The following is a 17,337-nucleotide window of genomic DNA, read 5'->3' on the forward strand; positions in this document are numbered from 1 at the left end:
GATTTTATCCAATGCGTTCACCCAATGCCATGTGGTCCTCCCTGTTATCGATCTGTCCGTCGCGCAAGTACAGCACGTGCTCGCCCAGGATGCGCGCATCTTCCGGATCGTGCGTGATCAGGATCATGGGCACGTCCAGACGCTGTTGCCACTGGCTCAGTTCCAGCCGCATTTTGACACGCAGGGCCGGATCGAGGGCGGCAAACGGCTCGTCGAGCAGCAGCGCGCTCGGCTCGGCCACGAGCGCCCTCGCCAGCGCCACCCGCTGGCGCTGGCCTCCGGACAACTCGTCGGGGAACTGGTGCGCCAGTTCCTGCAAGTGGAAGGCGTCGAGCCAATGCTCGACCTTGGCCAACTTTTCGCGCGCGCGCGGATTGACCCAGCCCCGGCTCAGGCCAAAGCCCACGTTCTGGCGCACCGTCAGGTGCGGGAACAGCGCGTAATCCTGAAACAGGTAGGCGACGTTGCGCTGCTGCGGCGGCAAATTGATGCCGGCGGCCGAATCGAACAGGGTGCGCCCGTTCAGGCGGATATGGCCTTCGTCCGGCGTGAAGAGGCCGGCAATGGCTTTCAGGGTCATGCTCTTGCCGGCGCCGGACGGGCCATACATGGCGATGCGCTGGCTGCCGGACGTGCATTGCACCTGCAGGTCGAAACGGCGTTTGCCGGAGCGCAAGGTGGCGCGAATGTCGAGGTCGAGTTGCATGGGCGTCATCCTCAGCGTCCTTTGTGCGCGACGCGCCCGGGCGCCAGGCGGCCAGCCGACAGCAGCACCACGATGCAGACAATCGAGATGATCACGACCAGCGTATTGGCCACGTCGTCCTGGCCCGCCTGCACGGCTTCATACACGGCTACCGACAGGGTCTGCGTCTTGCCGGGAATGCTGCCGGCTACCATCAGGGTGGCGCCAAACTCGCCCAGCGCGCGCACGAATCCCAGCAGCACACCGGCGAGGATGCCGCGCCAGGCCAGCGGTAACGTGACGCGAAAGAAAATTGCCATTTCGGAAATACCCAGCACGCGGGCCGCCTGCTCGAGCTGGCCGTCGACGGCCTCGAAGGCGGCGCGCGCGGGCTTGAAGACGAGAGGAAAGGCAACCACGGTCGAAGCGATCACGGCGCCTTGCCACGTAAAGATGAGGTTGATACCGAAGTTGTCCTGCAGCCAGATACCCAGGGTGCCGCGCCGCCCCAGCAGCACCAGCAGGTAATAGCCAAGCACGGTGGGAGGCATCACCATCGGCAGGGTCAACAGGGCGTCGAGCAGCTCGCGCCCGGGAAAACGCGTGCGCGCCAGCAGATAGCCCGTGCCGATGCCGAGCAACAAGTTGAGCGCCGTAGCCCATGCCGCCACTTTGAGCGACAAGACCAGCGCGGTCCAGGCGATATCCATGTGCAGTCGTTTGCTTTATGGCTTTTTAAAACCGTACTTGGCGAGGATGGCTTGCGCCGGCGCCGTCTGCAAATAGCTGACGAAGCGTTTCGCTTCGGTCCCATTGCCGCTGCCCTTGATGGTGGCGATCGGGTACAGCACGGGCGCGTCCAGCGGCACGTCCAGCACGACGTTCACCTTGTCTTTCATGATGGCCGCATCGGTGGCGTAGACAAAGCCCGCATCGACTTCGCCGCGCGCCACGTAGTCGAGCGACTGGCGCACGTTCTGCGTGCCGATGGCCTTCGGCTGCACGGCGTCCCACAGCTTCGCCTTCTTCAGCGCGCCTTCGGAATAACGGCCGACGGGCACGCTGGCCGGATTGGCGATGGCCACGCGGGTCACACCCTTGTGCGTCAGGTCAGCCAGGCTCTTGATGCCCAGCTTGCTATCGTGCGGCACGATCAGCACCAGGCTGTTGCCGACGAAGTCCATGCGCTCGGCCGGCAAGACGAGGCCCTGCTTTTGCGCCGCATCCATGGTTTCCTGGTCGGCCGAGGCAAACACGTCCACGGGCGCGCCCTTGACGATCTGCTGCAGCAATACGCCCGAAGCGGCGAAGTTCAAGGACACCTTGCTGCCCGGATACTGCGCCTCGTAGCTTTGCGCCGCCTCCTTGAACGCATTCGTCAGGCTGGCCGCGGCCGACACGACCACTTCGCCGGCAAGGGCGGACGAGGCGGCGGTGGCGAAGAGGGCGGCGCCGAGCAGTGTGGCGAGGGAGGTGAGGCGCATGATCGTATCCTTGATGAGAAGAGAACCTGGTCCGTAATATACACCGATATATAGCGCTCTGCCATCACACAGATCAAGCCAGCGAAAGCTGCATTCCCTGATATACTGTATATAAACACAGTATATCGAGGTAAGCCATGGAACTGACGGACAAGCTGGAAATCCTGGCCGACGCGGCCAAGTACGATGCGTCCTGCGCCAGCAGCGGCGCGCCCAAGCGCGACTCCATCGGCAAGGACGGCGTTGGCGCCACCTCGGGCATGGGCATTTGCCACAGCTACACGCCGGACGGGCGCTGCGTCTCGCTGCTGAAAGTATTGCTGACGAATTACTGCCTGTACGACTGCCAGTACTGCGTCAACCGCCGCACGTCGAACGTGCCGCGTGCGCGCTTTACCGTGGCCGAAGTGGTGAAACTGACGAGCGACTTTTACCTGCGCAACTACATCGACGGCCTGTTCCTCAGTTCCGGCATCATCCAGTCGGCCGACTACACGATGGAACAACTGGTGCAGGTGGCACGCGAGTTGCGCGAGGTGCATCAGTTTCGCGGCTACATCCATTTGAAAACCATTCCCGACGCCGATCCGGCGCTAATCGCGCAGGCGGGCCGCTATGCCGACCGGCTCAGCGTCAATATCGAACTGCCGACGCAGGACAGCGTGCAAAAGCTGGCGCCGGAAAAAAGCGTGCACACGATCAAACTGGCGATGGGGTCGATACGCCGCAAGCTCGACGAGAAAGCGGAAGAACCGCGCGCGCCGCGTTTCGCGCCGGCCGGGCAAAGCACGCAGATGATCGTCGGCGCCGACGCCAGCGACGACCAGCAAATCCTCTCCACGGCCGAAACCCTGTACGGCAGCTACAAACTCAAACGCGTGTACTACTCGGCCTTCAGCCCGATCCCCGACAGTCCGAAAAGCGTGCCGCTGGCGCCGCCACCGATGCTGCGCGAACACAGGTTGTACCAGGCCGATTTCCTGCTGCGCAGCTATGGTTTCCAGGCCAGCGAACTGCTGCCCGCCACGGGCGGCAACCTGGCGCTCGATATCGATCCGAAACTGGCGTGGGCGCTGGCCCACCGCGAACATTTTCCGCTGGACTTGAACCGCGCGGCGCAGCACATGATCGCCCGCGTGCCCGGTATTGGTTTACGCAACGCGCAGCGCATCGTCGACCTGCGGCGCTTGCGGCAAGTGCGCTACGCAGACCTGTCGCGCCTGCGCTGCAGCATGAAGAAAATCGCGCCGTTCATCATCACGGCCGACTACTTTCCCGCGCGCGACACCACCGCCTCGGAACACCTGCGCCGCGCCATGGCGGAGGCACCGCAGCAGATGAATCTGTGGCCGGAGCTGCAGGCCGCATGAGTACGGTGGTGCGGCTGGCGCAGTCGTTCGACGAGTGGCGCGCGGCGGCAAGGGAACTGATCGCGCTTGGCGTGCCACCTGCCGACGTTGCCTGGCAGTGTCAACACGGTGAGGGCGACCTGTTTTCCGCCACGCCGGATGCGACCGATGTCAGTGCGCCGCTGCTGCGCCTGCCGCGCCAGCTGGTGGAACTGCTGCAGGCCGCCGCCTGTTTCAGCGTGCCTGACCGCTGGGCCTTTTTGTACCAGGTGCTCTGGCGCTGGCAGCTGGGCCAGCACGACGTGATGTCGCCGGCCGACGCGGACGGCGCGCGCCTGCACGCCATGGTCAAGGCCGTGCACCGCGAGGAGCACGACATGCATGCGTATGTGCGCTTCCGCGAGCGGGCGGAAAGCGACGGCGCGCCCCGCTTTGTTGCCTGGTTCGAACCCGTGCACGAGGTGCTGCCGCAAGTGGCGCGCCACTTCGCCCGCCGCATGGGATCGACCAGCTGGATGATCGCCACGCCCGCTGCCAGCATGCTATGGGATGGCACGACCTTGCACGCTGGACCCGCACTGATGCAGGGCGCGGCCGATATCGACGATGCGGGCGAAGCCCTGTGGCTGACCTACTACCGCAGCATCTTCAATCCCGCGCGCGTGAATGCGGATTTGCTGCACAGCCATATCCCCTCGCGTTTCTGGAAAAACCTGCCGGAAGGCGCCATCGTACCCGCCATGCTCAGCGGCGCCACCAACGGCGAACGCCGCACAGGCCAGACGACCAGCGTGGGCCAGCGCAGCGGCGCGGCCATGATCCCGATTGCCGCCGAACGCGCCCAGCCGGCTCGCGAGGTAGCGACAAGCCTGGACCAGTGCCGCCGCTGCGAACTGTGGCAGCACGCCACGCAAGCCGTACCCGGCATTGGCCCAGCACAGGCGCGCATCATGCTCGTGGGCGAGCAGCCGGGCGACCAGGAAGACCTGGCGGGACTGCCGTTCGTGGGCCCGGCCGGGGCGCTGCTCGAGCAAGCCATGCAGGAAGCGGGCATGGCGCGCGACAGTATCTACCTGACCAACGCCGTCAAGCATTTCAAGTGGGAACCACGCGGCAAGCGCCGCCTGCACAAGACGCCCGCGCAACGCGAGATCCTCGCCTGCCATGGCTGGCTGGAAGAAGAGATTGAGCGTGTCCAGCCACAGGTGATCGTGGCGCTGGGCAGCACGGCATTAAAATCCGTGCTGCAGGATGGCGCGGCAAGCATGACGCCGCTGATCGGCACGACTATCGAGCATGCGGGACGCTCGGTGGTGACCGTGTATCACCCGTCGTATGTGCTGCGCGCACCCGATGAGTCCAGCCGGCGGCAGGCTTACGCGGTCATAGTGACGGGGCTGCGGCAGGCGCTGCGGCTAGAGCAGGACAGCCATCACAGCGTCGTGGCCGGCACATCCTGCTCCTCATCGCGCCGCGCATAACGCTGCGCGATCACGGCACAGATCATCAGCTGAATCTGGTGAAATAGCATCAACGGCAAGATCACCATGCCCAGCGAACGCGTGGAAAACAGCACCTTGGCCATTGGCACCCCGCTGGCCAGGCTTTTCTTCGAGGCGCAAAAGACGATGGCGATTTCGTCTTCCTTGTTGAAGCCCAGGCGGCGGCTGACGAAGGTGGAGATGCCCAGCACCAGCGCCAGCAGCAAGGTGCTGATCAGGCCCAGGGCGACCAGCGTTTCCACCGAAATTGTATGCCACAGGCCTTCGCTGACGGCTTCGCTGAAGGCCGTGTAGACCACCAGCAAGATCGAACCCTGGTCGACGTATTTCAGGGTGGCTTTATGGCGGTCGACCCAGCGGCCGATCCAGCGGCGCAGGAACTGGCCGGCCAAAAACGGCAGCAGCAGCTGCATGACGATGGACAGCACGGCATCGACCGACGACTTGCTTTCCGCGCCCTTGGCCACCAGCAGACCCACGAGGATGGGGGCGAGGAAAATGCCGATGAAATTCGAGGCCGAGGCGCTGCAGATGGCGGCCGGCACGTTGCCGCGCGCCATGGCCGTCATGGCGATCGAGGACTGCACGGTAGACGGCAGCGCGCACAGGAACAAGATGCCCATGTACAGGTCGGGCGTGAGGAAGGTCAGCGCCAGCGGGCGCAGCGCCAGGCCCAGCAGTGGAAACAGGACAAAGGTGCTGGCCAGCACCAGCAAGTGCAAACGCCAGTGCATGGCGCCTGCCACCACGGCTTCGCGTGACAGCTTGGCGCCGTGCAGGAAGAACAGGGCGCCGATGGCGACCGTCGTGATGTTGCCGAAGACCACGGCCGTCTGGCCCGTGCATGGAAGGAAAGTGGCCAGCGCCACGGTGACGAGCAGGGCGATGGTGAAATTATCGGGTTTCAGATTGCGCAGCAGGGCAGCGGGAGAAAAAGAAGACATGCGGTAGCCTGGTAGCGGCGCAGCCTTGCACGCTGTGCCGGGGATGACAAACGGCGCCGGGAGCGGCGCCAGTGCCAGCCATTCTACCTGCTTCCAGGCGGCTTGCCTGGAAGCAGCACGGATCCCAATCAGAGCGCCTGACAGAACCGTAGCGAGCGGCAACGAGTTGTGGCCAAGAAGCGCAACTGTGCTAAAGCACAGTGAGCATCGCAGGCCGCAAATCGCGACGCGCAGTAGGTTCTGTCAGGCGCTACACGATGCCGCTGCTGCTGGCGCCTGCCCTAGGTGGGCGCGCCACGCCGCGCTGCTCCCGGTAGCCGCTGCCGCGATAGCAGGCCACAGGATCGATGGCGGCGCCCGAGCGCTGGCGCGCCATGGCCAGGATGGCGCTGACATCGGTGCGGAACGCCTGTTTCAGTGCCTGCGCCGAGGCGTGCACGTCGTTGGCTTCCTGGTGGTGGCGCAGGGCGGCGCGGTCGACCAGTGCGGACTGGATGAAGGCGCGCTGCACTTCGACGGCACTGCTCATCAGGCTTTCGATGGGGTCCGTCACATTGTGCGACTGGTCCAGCATGTAGGCGGGTTTGAAGGCGGTGCCTTCGCGCTCGGCCGCGTCGGCCAGCTCGTTGAACACGAGGAACAGCTGGAAGGGGTTGATGCTGCCCGAATCGAGGTCGTCGTCGCCGTACTTGCTGTCGTTGAAATGGAAGCCGCCCAGTTTGCTGAACTGCGCCAGGCGCGCGACGATCATTTCGATGTTCGTGTTCGGCGCATGGTGGCCCAGGTCGACCAGGCATTTGGCCTTCGGTCCCAGCACGCTGGCGCAGGCAAAGCTCGTGCCCCAGTCGGCGATCGTGGTGGCGTAGAAGGCCGGCTCGAACAGCTTGTGTTCAATAAATAATTGCCAGTCGGCGGGCAGGGCGCCGTAGATGTCGCGCATGCTGTCGAGGTAGCGCTCGAGCGCGCCGCGCAGATTGTGCTGGCCCGGAAAGTTGGCACCGTCGCCCACCCACACCGTCAGCGCCGTCGAGCCCAGCGCACGGCCAAGTTCGATGCATTCGATATTGTGCTCGACGGCCTGCGCGCGCACGGCCGCGCTGTGCGACGTCAGGCTGCCGTATTTGTACGACTGCGCCTGTCCGGCCTGGTCCTGGAAGGTATTCGAATTGACGGCGTCAAAGCCCAGGCCGTAAGCCTGGGCGGTCTCGCGCAGGGCGGCCGTGTCGCTGACCTTGTCCCATGGAAAATGCAGCGAGACGGCGGGCGTCGCTTGCGTCAGCTGGTTGATGACGGCGCAGTCTTCGAGCTTTTCAAACACGTTGCGCGGTTCGCCCAGGCCGGGGAAACGGGCAAAGCGCGTGCCGCCCGTGCCGGTGCCCCAGCTCGGTACGGCCACGGCAAACGTCTGCGCCAGCGCCGTCAATTGCTCGATATCCTGGCCGCGGCGGGCCAGCACGCCGCCCAGGGCCGCATAGTCGGCTTCCAGGTTCGCTTGCAGCTTGGCATTGTGGTCGGCCACCAGGCCGCTATCGATCATGGTATGCATCTTGTCTCCTTGCGCGCAGCGGCGCCATGGCCGGCTGCGTCGTTTTTTTAAATTAACGTGTGAACGCGGCCGCGTTGCCCGCGTCGACATTGATGATATTGCCCGTGCTTTTGGCGGCCTTGTCGCTGGAGAGGAAATACACGGCTTCGGCAATATCTTCCGGCAGCACGCTACGCTTGAGCATGCTGCGCTGGCGATAGAATTCCTCGATGTCGCCCGTCTCGATCTTGTTCGAGGCAGCCCGCTCTTCCTTCCACTTGCCGTCCCAGATGCGCGAACCGCGAATGACGGCATCGGGGTTGACCACGTTGACGCGGATGCCGTGCGGCGCCCCTTCGAGCGCGATGCAGCGGGCCAGATGGATTTCCGCCGCCTTGGCGGTGCAATAGGCCGAGGCGCCGGCCGATGCCACCAGACCGTTCTTGCTGGCGACAAACACCATGCTGCCACCGAGCTTCTGCCGCTGCATGATGCGGAAGGCGGCGCGGCTGACGAGAAAGTAGCCGGTCACCAGGATCGACTGGTTGCGTTCCCACATCTCCAGGGTCGTTTCTTCCAGCGGCGCCGAGGAAGCGATGCCCGCGTTCGACACCAGCAGGTCGATGCCGCCAAAGCGCAGCGCGGCCGCGTTCAGGATGGCCTCGACGTCGCCTTCGGCCGTGATGTTTGCGCGCACCGTGGCGATATTGTCGCGTCCTGCCACCTTCAGCAGGCTCTGCTCGGCCTCTTCCAGTGCGGCACCGTCGATATCGGTCAGCATCACGCAGGCGCCTTCCTGCAGCAGCTGGCGCGCCACGGCCTGGCCGATGCCGCCGCCGCCGCCCGTCACCAGCGCAATGCGTCCGGCCAGGCTTTTGGGCTTGGGCATGCGCTGCAGCTTGGCTTCTTCCAGCAGCCAGTATTCGATGTCGAACGCTTCCTGTTCCGGCAAGCCCACATACGTGTCGACGCCATTGGCGCCGCGCATCACATTGATGGCATTGACATAGAACTCGCCGGCGATGCGTGCCGTGGCCTTGTCCTTGGCGAACGACAGCATGCCCACGCCGGGGATCAGGTAAATGATAGGGTTGGCGTCGCGCACGGCGGGGCTGTTGTCGTGCTTGCACCGCGTGTAATAGGCGAGGTAGTCGGCGCGGTAGGCGGCCAGCGCCTCGTCCAGGCCGGCGACCAAACGATCAAAATCAGGATTGGCCGGATCGAAGTCGATCACGAAGGGGCGAATCTTGGTGCGCAGGAAGTGGTCGGGGCAGGAAGTGCCCAGCGCTGCCAGCGGCAGCAGGTCGGCGCTGCAGACGAATTCGAGCACGTTGGCGCTGTCGTCGAAGTGGCCGAGCTTGTACTCGTCCTGGCTGATCTTGCCGCGCAGCAGCGGCATCAAACGCTGCGCCAGGGCCGCGCGCTCGTGCGCCGGCAAGGGTGCGGACTTGGCGCCGCCGAACGCCGGCTGCGTCGTGTTGGCGGCCAGCCAGTCTTCCGCGCGCTTGATGATGGCCAAGGTGGTTTCGTAGCAGGACTTGGCCGTGTCGCCCCAGGTAAACAAGCCATGGCCTTCGAGGATGATGCCTTTCAAATGCGGCAGTGACTGCGACAGCGCTTCGAGTTTCAGGCCCAGGTCGTAGCCGGGACGCTGCCACGGCAGCCAGCCCAGTTCGCCCTCGAAGATCTTTTGCGTCAGCGCACGGCTAGCGGCGCAGGCGGCGATCGCGATCACGGCGTCCGGGTGCATATGGTCGACGTGCTTGCGGGCGATATACGCATGCAAAGGGGTGTCGATGCTGGCCGCGCGCGGGTTCAAATTGAAGGTGCAATGGGGCAGGTAGGCGACCATTTCATCTTCCAGCGCCAGGCCACGGTAGCGGCCCTTCAGGGCGCGCAGCTTGTCCATGTACAGGGTGGAAAAGCCGTCGAGCTTGATGCTGCCCAGGTCGCCGCCAGACCCTTTCACCCACAGCACCTCGACCTCGTCGCCGGTCAGGTGATCCGTCATGCGGATCTTGGCCGAGGTATTGCCGCCGCCGAAATTGGTGATGCGCATGTCGGAACCGAGCAGGTTGGAACGGTACAGCAAAAGCTCCGGTTCGCTCAAGGTTGCGGCGTGCGCATCGTCCCATAGCGAGGCCATGGGCGCAGGTGGTGTGGTGTCCATCGTGGCGGTCATACAGTGTCTCCATTCTTGGTTGTGCGTGCGGATCGCCATGGCCGCATCTGTGTGCGGGACGCCATGACGGCAGCACTCAGTAGAAGCCAGCGCGCCAATCATGTCAATCAACAAGCAATCAAAAACGTGAGGGAAACGCAAATAATCACCAGGTTGATTGGAACTCCGATCACGCATTTGCGCGCTATCCAAATAATCACGATGTTGATTGATTGATTGTTGACATGCACTGCTCAACTGCTTAGGCTGGCTCACCGATAAAGAAGTCGTCCCCGGGCAGCTGGTACGGGAGAGGACTCAAAAAGGAGACAACGTGGTTAATCACAAACGCCGCAAAGGCTTGCTGAAACTACTCGCCGAACATAGCGTGGCGAGCGTCGACCAATTGGTCGACTGGCTCAATTCCTCGCCGGCGACGGTGCGGCGCGATATCGCCTGGCTGGCCGAGCGCAATTTGCTGACCCGCACCCGCGGCGGCGCGGCCAGCCTGCCGCAAAAAAAACAGCGCACGTTTGCGCTGTCGGGCGAAACCTTTCAAAACAACCTGGACCGCTGCGCCGCGCAAAAGCGCGCCATCGCCCGCCACGCCTGCGGCCTGTGCGCCGATGGCGACACCATCATCATCAATGGCGGCACCACCACCTACCGCATGGTCGAGTTCCTGGTCGACAAGCGGCTGAAAATCCTCACCAATTCCTTCCTGATGGCCGAGCGCCTGCTGATGTCCAGCGAGAATGAAATCATCCTGCCCGGCGGCAAGGTGTATCGCGAGCAAAACGTCATCCTGAGTCCCTTCGACAACGACATCAGCCAGCATCATTACGCGGGAAAAATGTTCATGGGCGTGTACGGCCTGTCGATGCTGGGCTTGATGGAAGCGGATCCCCTGCTGATCCAGGCCGAGAAACGCCTGATCAGCCAGGCCGAGGAGTTGATTGTCCTGGCCGACAGTTCCAAGTTTGCCAGGAAGGCAGGCCTGATCCTGTGCGGCCTGAACCGCGTGTCCTGCGTCATCACGGACACGGGCGCTTCGGACGCGGCCGTGCAGATGCTGGAGCAGTCGGGCGTCAAGGTACTGGCCGTGGCCCCCGAGGCGATGGCGGCGCCGCTGTCGCCGGCGGAGCAGGTGTGGCAAGAGCAATAGGCAATACCTAGTCAGTGGCAAAACAGAGGGCTGGAGACATGGTGTCTACCGCCCCGGCAGCAACAATAAAAAAGGAGACGCGGCATGAAATTGAACAAAATGATGGTGACGGCATTGAGCATGTGCATGATCGGCTGCCTGGCCGCCAGCGCGCAGGCGGCGGAAAAAATCAAGATCGCCATGGTCGTCAAGAGCCTGGGCAACGGCTTCTTCGACGCCGCCCACGAAGGGGCGAACGAGGCGGCCAAGCAGCTGGGCGACGTGGAAGTCATTTACACAGGCCCCACCACGGCGACGGCGGAAGGACAGATCGAAATCATCAGCTCGCTGATCAGCCAGAAGGTCAACGCCATCGTCATTTCCGCCAACGATGCCAATGCACTCGTGCCGATCACCAGGAAAGCCATGCAGCGCGGTATCAAGGTCATTTCCTTCGACAGCGGCCTGACCAAGGAAGGGCGTTTGATGCAGCTGAATCCGTCCAGCCCCGCGCTGATCGGCCAGAAGCAGATTGAAATGGCGGCCGACGCCATCGGCGGCACGGGCGACATCGCCATCCTGTCGGCCACGGCACAGGCGACGAATCAGAACATCTGGATCGGCGAAATGAAAAAGACGCTGGCCCAGCCCGCGTATGCGAAGATCAAGCTGGTGGCCACCGTGTATGGCGACGACCAGTCCGACAAGAGCTACCGCGAAGCGATCGGCTTGTTGCGCAGCAACCCGAATCTGAAAGCCATCATCGCGCCGACCACCGTGGGCATCAATGCGGCCGGCAAGGCCGTCGTCGACGAGAAACTGGTGGGCAAGGTGTATGTGACGGGCCTGGGCTTGCCGTCGGAAATGGCCGGCCACGTGAAGAGCGGCGCCGTGAAAAGCTTTGCCATCTGGAACCCGATCGACCTCGGTTACGCCGCCACCTATGCCGCCCATCAATTCGTCACCGGCAAGGCCAGCGGCAAGCCGGGCGAAAGCATCGCCGTCGGCCGCATGGGCAAGCTGACACTCGATGCGGGCGGCGAAGCGGCGCTGGCGCCGCCGTTCACCTACAACAAGGATAACGTCGACAAGTTCTCGAAGATATTCTGATTTGTTTGTGTACCGACGGCCGTAGGTCGGATCAGGCGCGAAGCGCCGTAATCCGACATCACCGGTAAAGCCAACAATGTTGTCGGGTTACGCGCTTGCGCGCTAACCCGACCTGCGAATATCTCTCAAGTGTGAATGGCTATGTCACAGAATCCCCCTATTGCGCAGAACGCGGCGCCGGTGTTGCGCCTGCACGGCATCTGCAAGCACTTCCATGGCGTCACCGCGCTGAAAGACGTGGCGCTGACGGTACGCGCCGGTGAAGTCATGGCGCTGATCGGTGAAAACGGCGCCGGCAAGTCGACCCTGGTCAAGACCCTGACGGGCATTTATCAACCGGATGCGGGCAGCATGGAACTGGGCGGCAAGGCTGTGCTGTTTTCCAATCCGCAAGATGCGATGGATGCCGGCATTACCGCCGTGCACCAGGAAACCATGATGTTCGACGAACTGACGGTAGCCGAAAACATCTATATCGGGCGCCAGCCGCAAACGGGTTTTCCGCCGCGCATAGACTGGCCACGCATGGCGGCCGAGGCCGAACAGATCTTCGCGCGCCTGGAAGTGCAGTTGCCCGTATTGGCCAAGGTCAAGGAACTGAGCGTGGCGCAACGCCACTTCGTGGAAATCGCGCGCGCCCTGTCGCAAGACGCGCGCGTGGTGATCATGGACGAGCCCACCGCCTCGCTGTCGCAGCGCGAAATCCATGAGCTGTACCGCATCATCGCCCAGCTGCGCGCGGCGGGCACGGCGGTGATTTTCATTTCGCACAAATTCGATGAAATCTTTACCGTCGCCGACACCTATACGGTGCTGCGCGACGGCCATTTCGTCGCCGCCGGCGCGCTGGCCGACATCAGCGAGCCGCAGCTCGTGTCGCTGATGGTCGGGCGCACCATTCAGCAAGTGTTTCCCAAGGTCGATGTCCCCCTGGGGCCAACCTTGCTGGAAGTGTCGCAACTGTGCCATGCAACGGAATTTCACGACGTCAGTTTCTCCGTACGGCAAGGCGAAATCGTCGGCTTCTACGGCCTGGTGGGCGCGGGGCGCTCGGAAGTGATGCAAGCGCTGTTCGGCCTGACCGAGGGCGTGCGCGGCACGATCGCCATCGCCGGCAAGGAAGTGCGCATCGGCTGCGCCAGCGACGCCATCCGGCACGGTATCGCGTATGTGCCCGAAGACCGCCAGCACCAGGGCGCGCACCTGTCGATGTCCATCGTGCAAAACATCACCTTGCCGATTCTGGACAGCATCGGCTTTTTCCTGCGGCCACGGCGCGCCCAAGAGACGGCCATCGCGCGCCACCTGAGCGAGCAGCTCGAATTGAAGGCCAGCCACTTTACGCAGATGGTGTCGGAATTGTCGGGCGGCAATCAGCAAAAAGTCGTGCTGGCCAAGTGGCTGGCCACCAAGCCCCGCGTGATCATTCTCGATGAACCCACGAAGGGCATCGATATCGGCTCCAAGGCGGCCGTGCACCGCTTCATCAGCGAGCTCGTCACGCAAGGCCTGTCGGTGATCCTCGTCTCGTCCGAGCTGCCGGAAGTGCTGGGCATGGCGGACCGCATCGTGGTCATGCACCAGGGACATATCCACCGCGTCTTTCCGCGCGCCCAGGCGACCCCGGAAAACGTCGTCGCCGCCGCGTCCGGCAGCGGCCATCCGATCGAGGAATTGACATGCGCTATCTGAAGCAACGTGAAATCCAGCTGGCACTGCTGATTGTGCTGCTGGTGCTGCTGGTGGGCCTGCGCTCGCCCGTTTTCCTGACCCCGGGCAGCCTGGCCAACCTGCTCACCGACAGCACCTTGCTGATCATGCTGGCGCTGACGCAGATGTTCGTCATCATCACGCGCGGCATCGACCTGTCGGTGGCGTCCAATTTGGCGCTGTCGGGCATGCTGTCGGCCTTGCTGGCGGTACAGTATCCGCACTTGCCGCTGCCGCTGGTGGTGCTGGCGGCGCTGGGCATCGGCCTGCTGCTGGGCCTGATCAACGGTTACCTGATCGGCTACCTGGACCTGCCGCCCATCGTCGTGACCCTGGGCACCATGAGCGTGTACCGCGGCCTGGTATTCGTGCTGTCGGGCGGCGCCTGGGTGTCGTCGCACCAGATGCCGGCCGCCTTCATCGACTTTCCGCTGGCACGCCTGCTGGGCGTGACGCACCTCGTGTGGATCGCGCTGGCGGCCATCCTGGCGACCTGTTTCCTGGCCCGCTACACGCGCTTCGGCCGCGACTTGTATGCGATCGGCAACCAGCCGCAGGCGGCCCGCTATGTCGGCATCGCCACGGCGCGGCGGCTGCTGTGGACATATGGCCTGTCGGGCCTGATGGCCGGCCTGTGCGGCTATCTGTGGGTGGCGCGCTACGCCGTGGCGTATTCCGAAATCGCGTATGGCTTTGAATTTACCGTGATCGCCGCCTGCGTGATCGGCGGCATCAGCATCGCCGGCGGCGCCGGCACGGTGGGCGGCGCGGTGCTCGGCTCGCTGTTCCTGGCCGTCATCAACAATGCCTTGCCCATCGTCAAGGTCTCGCCCTTCTGGCAAAGCGCGCTGACAGGGATCGTGATCCTCACGGCCGTGCTGCTCAATGCGCGCGGCACCCGGAACATGGGCCGCCAGATCTTGCCGCTCACGCTGCAAGCCCCTTCGACCAGCAGGAGCGCCGCATGAACGCCACCTCACAGACCTTGCACAGCGAAGCGCCGGACAGCGTACCCGTGCGTTCACGCTACACCATCCTGGACCGCAAGGCGCACCGTCTCGGCCAGTATTTTGCCCATTGGGAAGCGTTATTGGCGCTGCTGCTGATCGCCGTCTTCGCGGCCAACAGCGTGCTGCTGCCGAATTTCCTCGACGCCTACAATCTGGCCGACAGCACCTTCAACTTCAGCGAGAAGGCCCTGATCGCGCTGCCGATGGCCTTGCTGATCATTTGCCGCGAGATCGACATTTCCGTCTCCGGCATTTTGGCGCTGTCCTCGGTGGCGATGGGGTTTGCGCATCACCACGGCGTGCCGCCGCAAGGCTTGCTGTTCGTCGCGCTGGCCATGGGCACCCTCTGCGGCTGCCTGAACGGCGTGCTCGTCACGCGCTTCGCCCTGCCGTCGATCGTCGTGACGATCGGCACCGTGGCCCTGTTCCGCGGCCTGGCCAGCGTGATCCTGGGCGACCAGGCCTACACCGGCTACCCGCCACTGCTGATCGACTGGGGGCAAGGCTATTTCTTCGACATCGTGCCGCGCCCCTTCGTCATCCTGCTCGTGTTTTGCGCACTGTTTGCCGTGCTGCTGCATGCGACCAGCTGGGGCCGGCGCATCTTTGCCATCGGCTGCAATCCGGGCGCGGCGCGCTTTTCCGGCGTGGCCGTGGACCGCTACCGCTTCGCCCTGTTCGTGGCCACCGGCGCCATGGCGGGCCTGGCCGCCTGGCTGCTGACGGGACGCATCGGCAGCACGCGTCCGAACATCGCCATGGGCTGGGAACTCGAAGTGATCACCATGGTCATCCTCGGCGGCGTGAGCATCGCCGGCGGCAAGGGCAGCATCGGCGGCGTGCTGCTGGCCGTGCTGCTGCTGGGCATGGTGACGTATGGCCTGGCGCTGCTGAATATTCCCGGCGTCATCATGACGATTGTCGTCGGCATCTTGCTGCTGATCACGATTGCACTGCCGCGCCTGTTGAACCGCAAACACACACGAAAATAAACCATGCAACAGATCGCTTTCAAGATGCAGCTCAAGGCCGGCCATGCCGCCGAATACCAGCGCCGCCACGACGCCATCTGGCCCGAGCTGGCCAGCCTGCTGCAGGAATCCGGCGTGCGCGACTACAGCATCTTTCTCGATGAGGATACGGGCGCGCTGTTCGCCGTGCTGCGCCGGGTGGAAGGCCACACGATGGAAGCGCTGCCGCAGCATCCCGTGATGCGTCGCTGGTGGGCGCATATGGCCGACCTGATGGAAACGCAGGCCGATGCGTCGCCCGTCGCCGTACCTTTAATCCCCATGTTTCATCTCGCATAAGGACGGCCGTGACCATCGACGCCACCGTAGTACTCGATATCGGCAAGACGAATGCCAAGCTGACCCTGCTCGACGCCGCCGGCGCCATCCTGGCCGAGCAGCGCTGCCCGAACAACATCGTGCACGCGGGACCGTACCCGCACCACGATACGGAGCGCTTGTGGGACTGGCTGCAAACGGGCCTGGCCGCCTGCGCGCGCCTGGCGCACGTCACCGCCATCGTGCCCGTCACGCACGGTGCCACGGCGGCGCTGGTCGACGATACCGGCCTGGTGCTGCCCATCCTCGACTATGAATCGACCTTGCCCCAATCGCTGGCGGCCGAGTATGCCAGCTTGCGGCCCGCGTTCGGCGACAGCCTGTCGCCGCAATTGCCCTGCGGCCTGAACCTGGGCTTGCAACTGTTCTGGCTCGCCAGGACTTACCCACAGGAGTTTGCCCGCGCGCGCCATATCCTGACCTATCCGCAATACTGGGCCTGGCGGCTATCGGGCGTGGCCGCCAGCGAAGTGACTTCGCTCGGTTGCCATACGGATTTGTGGCAGCCGCAGCAAGGGGCCTATTCCTCGCTGGTGGAGACGATGGATTGGGCGCCGTTGTTTCCCCCACTGCAAGCGGCATGGACGGCGCTGGGACCGGTGCTGCCGCAGTGGCGCGAGAGCAATGGCTTGCTGGCGGATTGCCAGGTGCTGTGCGGCATCCACGACAGCAATGCTTCTCTGCTGCGCTATCTCGATGCGCAAGAGCAAGCCCAGCCGCGCACGGTCTTGTCGACCGGCACCTGGGCCATTGCCGCCGCCTTTGGCGCGCCCCTCGGCCGGCTCGATGAAACGGCCGACATGCTGGCCAACGTGCCTGCGCTGGGCCACCCCGTGGCCTGCATGCGCTTCATGGGCGGGCGCGAATTTGCCGTGCTGGCGGGAGCCTCGCCGCAAGTCTGCGGCATCGATGATATCGCCCGCCTGGTCAAGCAGGGTACGCTGGCGCTGCCCTGCTTTGCGGAATCGGGCGGTCCCTTCGTCGGACAGGCGGGACGCATCGCCGGACCGGCACCACGTACGGCCCAGGAACGCTATGCGCTGGCCACCCTGTATTGCGCGCTGATGAGCGATTATTGCCTCGATGCCCTCGGCGCCCAGGGCCCCGTCACGGTGGAAGGCAGCTTCACGGATAACCCGCATTTCGCCGCCCTGCTGGCGGCCTTGCGGCCAGGGCAGGAAGTGAGCGTGTCGCCAGACGCCAGCGGCACGACGTGCGGCGGCTGGATGCTGCACCGCTGGGGCGAGGTGCCGGCGATGGAGGCGACGGTGGAGCCCATGATGGAAGTGGCTGGTTTGACCGCGTACCGTGCGCAATGGAGGGCGATTTGCAGGTCGGATTAGGTCCACAGGACCGTCATCCGA

The 17,337-nt window shown here is 64.0% G+C and carries 15 protein-coding genes; 9 read left to right on the forward strand and 6 right to left on the reverse strand.

Annotated features, from left to right (window positions below; all coding sequences use genetic code 11):
* Nucleotides 1-4: 4 nt before the first annotated feature.
* The 3 genes from ACQ4WO_RS14755 to modA are packed head-to-tail and all read right to left on the reverse strand — an operon-like array spanning nucleotide 5 to nucleotide 2,169.
* Entirely contained in the window at nucleotides 5-706 is a 702-nt protein-coding gene (locus ACQ4WO_RS14755; protein ID WP_436482102.1) for a sulfate/molybdate ABC transporter ATP-binding protein, read from the reverse strand.
* 11 nt (nucleotides 707-717) lie between these two features.
* Nucleotides 718-1,395 (reverse strand): molybdate ABC transporter permease subunit, encoded by a 678-nt coding sequence (modB, locus tag ACQ4WO_RS14760; protein WP_436482103.1) that lies wholly within the window; start codon nucleotides 1,393-1,395, stop codon nucleotides 718-720.
* 15 nt (nucleotides 1,396-1,410) lie between these two features.
* Nucleotides 1,411-2,169, reverse strand: coding sequence for a molybdate ABC transporter substrate-binding protein (gene modA, locus ACQ4WO_RS14765; protein ID WP_436482104.1), 759 nt, complete (start codon nucleotides 2,167-2,169; stop codon nucleotides 1,411-1,413).
* Nucleotides 2,170-2,306: 137 nt separating this feature from the next.
* On the opposite strand from modA, the gene ACQ4WO_RS14770 reads away from it, so the two are divergent.
* Both ACQ4WO_RS14770 and ACQ4WO_RS14775 read left to right on the forward strand, forming a co-directional pair.
* Nucleotides 2,307-3,539 carry a putative DNA modification/repair radical SAM protein gene (locus tag ACQ4WO_RS14770; RefSeq protein ID WP_436482105.1) on the forward strand — a complete coding sequence of 411 codons (1,233 nt, stop codon included), beginning with the start codon at nucleotides 2,307-2,309 and terminating at the stop codon, nucleotides 3,537-3,539.
* The gene (locus tag ACQ4WO_RS14775) at nucleotides 3,536-4,999 is read left to right on the forward strand and encodes a UdgX family uracil-DNA binding protein (protein ID WP_436482106.1); all 1,464 of its coding nucleotides are present in this window, start codon (nucleotides 3,536-3,538) and stop codon (nucleotides 4,997-4,999) included. The genes ACQ4WO_RS14770 and ACQ4WO_RS14775 overlap by 4 nt, the downstream gene beginning before the upstream one ends.
* Here ACQ4WO_RS14775 and ACQ4WO_RS14780 read toward each other — a convergent pair.
* From ACQ4WO_RS14780 to ACQ4WO_RS14790, 3 genes are all read right to left on the reverse strand, one after another.
* Nucleotides 4,951-5,964: a bile acid:sodium symporter family protein gene (locus ACQ4WO_RS14780; protein ID WP_436482107.1), complete on the reverse strand. Its 1,014-nt coding sequence runs from the start codon at nucleotides 5,962-5,964 to the stop codon at nucleotides 4,951-4,953. The two genes, ACQ4WO_RS14775 and ACQ4WO_RS14780, sit on opposite strands and share 49 nt — an antisense overlap.
* Nucleotides 5,965-6,214: 250 nt before the next feature.
* Complete coding sequence (gene rhaI / locus ACQ4WO_RS14785; protein WP_436482108.1) at nucleotides 6,215-7,510, reverse strand: L-rhamnose catabolism isomerase; 1,296 nt, start codon at nucleotides 7,508-7,510, stop codon at nucleotides 6,215-6,217.
* Between the two features lie 52 nt (nucleotides 7,511-7,562).
* A complete protein-coding gene (locus ACQ4WO_RS14790) occupies nucleotides 7,563-9,671 on the reverse strand; it encodes a bifunctional rhamnulose-1-phosphate aldolase/short-chain dehydrogenase (RefSeq protein WP_436482109.1) in 2,109 nt (702 codons plus the stop codon).
* A gap of 313 nt (nucleotides 9,672-9,984) precedes the next feature.
* Between ACQ4WO_RS14790 and ACQ4WO_RS14795 the strand changes: the two genes are divergently transcribed.
* The 7 genes from ACQ4WO_RS14795 (at nucleotide 9,985) to ACQ4WO_RS14825 (ending at nucleotide 17,316) form a co-directional block, all read left to right on the forward strand.
* Nucleotides 9,985-10,815, forward strand: a complete 831-nt coding sequence (locus ACQ4WO_RS14795) for a DeoR/GlpR family DNA-binding transcription regulator (RefSeq protein ID WP_436482110.1) — start codon at nucleotides 9,985-9,987, stop codon at nucleotides 10,813-10,815.
* 102 nt (nucleotides 10,816-10,917) lie between these two features.
* Nucleotides 10,918-11,904: a rhamnose ABC transporter substrate-binding protein gene (gene rhaS / locus ACQ4WO_RS14800; protein WP_436482361.1), complete on the forward strand. Its 987-nt coding sequence runs from the start codon at nucleotides 10,918-10,920 to the stop codon at nucleotides 11,902-11,904.
* A 141-nt stretch (nucleotides 11,905-12,045) separates the two neighbouring features.
* On the forward strand, nucleotides 12,046-13,596 hold the full coding sequence (locus tag ACQ4WO_RS14805) for a sugar ABC transporter ATP-binding protein (RefSeq protein WP_436482111.1): 1,551 nt from the start codon (nucleotides 12,046-12,048) through the stop codon (nucleotides 13,594-13,596).
* Nucleotides 13,584-14,582, forward strand: a complete 999-nt coding sequence (locus tag ACQ4WO_RS14810; protein WP_436482113.1) for an ABC transporter permease — start codon at nucleotides 13,584-13,586, stop codon at nucleotides 14,580-14,582. The genes ACQ4WO_RS14805 and ACQ4WO_RS14810 overlap by 13 nt, the downstream gene beginning before the upstream one ends.
* Entirely contained in the window at nucleotides 14,579-15,616 is a 1,038-nt protein-coding gene (locus ACQ4WO_RS14815) for an ABC transporter permease (RefSeq protein WP_436482114.1), read from the forward strand. The genes ACQ4WO_RS14810 and ACQ4WO_RS14815 overlap by 4 nt, the downstream gene beginning before the upstream one ends.
* Before the next feature lie 3 nt (nucleotides 15,617-15,619).
* Nucleotides 15,620-15,934: an L-rhamnose mutarotase gene (locus tag ACQ4WO_RS14820; RefSeq protein WP_436482115.1), complete on the forward strand. Its 315-nt coding sequence runs from the start codon at nucleotides 15,620-15,622 to the stop codon at nucleotides 15,932-15,934.
* An 8-nt stretch (nucleotides 15,935-15,942) separates the two neighbouring features.
* Nucleotides 15,943-17,316, forward strand: coding sequence for an FGGY-family carbohydrate kinase (locus tag ACQ4WO_RS14825; protein ID WP_436482116.1), 1,374 nt, complete (start codon nucleotides 15,943-15,945; stop codon nucleotides 17,314-17,316).
* Nucleotides 17,317-17,337 lie beyond the last annotated feature (21 nt).

It is taken from the genome of Janthinobacterium aestuarii, from assembly GCF_051380835.1.
GTDB classification, from domain to species: domain Bacteria; phylum Pseudomonadota; class Gammaproteobacteria; order Burkholderiales; family Burkholderiaceae_D; genus Janthinobacterium; species Janthinobacterium aestuarii.

What these genes read in the sequence shown, in the direction of transcription:
- ACQ4WO_RS14755 (WP_436482102.1), bottom strand. Translation starts at nt 706, where the DNA reads ATGCAACTCGACCTCGACATTCGCGCCACCTTGCGCTCCGGCAAACGC.
- modB (WP_436482103.1), bottom strand. Translation starts at nt 1,395, where the DNA reads ATGGATATCGCCTGGACCGCGCTGGTCTTGTCGCTCAAAGTGGCGGCA.
- modA (WP_436482104.1), bottom strand. Translation starts at nt 2,169, where the DNA reads ATGCGCCTCACCTCCCTCGCCACACTGCTCGGCGCCGCCCTCTTCGCC.
- ACQ4WO_RS14770 (WP_436482105.1), top strand. Translation starts at nt 2,307, where the DNA reads ATGGAACTGACGGACAAGCTGGAAATCCTGGCCGACGCGGCCAAGTAC.
- ACQ4WO_RS14775 (WP_436482106.1), top strand. Translation starts at nt 3,536, where the DNA reads ATGAGTACGGTGGTGCGGCTGGCGCAGTCGTTCGACGAGTGGCGCGCG.
- ACQ4WO_RS14780 (WP_436482107.1), bottom strand. Translation starts at nt 5,964, where the DNA reads ATGTCTTCTTTTTCTCCCGCTGCCCTGCTGCGCAATCTGAAACCCGAT.
- rhaI (WP_436482108.1), bottom strand. Translation starts at nt 7,510, where the DNA reads ATGCATACCATGATCGATAGCGGCCTGGTGGCCGACCACAATGCCAAG.
- ACQ4WO_RS14790 (WP_436482109.1), bottom strand. Translation starts at nt 9,671, where the DNA reads ATGACCGCCACGATGGACACCACACCACCTGCGCCCATGGCCTCGCTA.
- rhaS (WP_436482361.1), top strand. Translation starts at nt 10,918, where the DNA reads ATGGTGACGGCATTGAGCATGTGCATGATCGGCTGCCTGGCCGCCAGC.
- ACQ4WO_RS14805 (WP_436482111.1), top strand. Translation starts at nt 12,046, where the DNA reads ATGTCACAGAATCCCCCTATTGCGCAGAACGCGGCGCCGGTGTTGCGC.
- ACQ4WO_RS14810 (WP_436482113.1), top strand. Translation starts at nt 13,584, where the DNA reads ATGCGCTATCTGAAGCAACGTGAAATCCAGCTGGCACTGCTGATTGTG.
- ACQ4WO_RS14815 (WP_436482114.1), top strand. Translation starts at nt 14,579, where the DNA reads ATGAACGCCACCTCACAGACCTTGCACAGCGAAGCGCCGGACAGCGTA.
- ACQ4WO_RS14820 (WP_436482115.1), top strand. Translation starts at nt 15,620, where the DNA reads ATGCAACAGATCGCTTTCAAGATGCAGCTCAAGGCCGGCCATGCCGCC.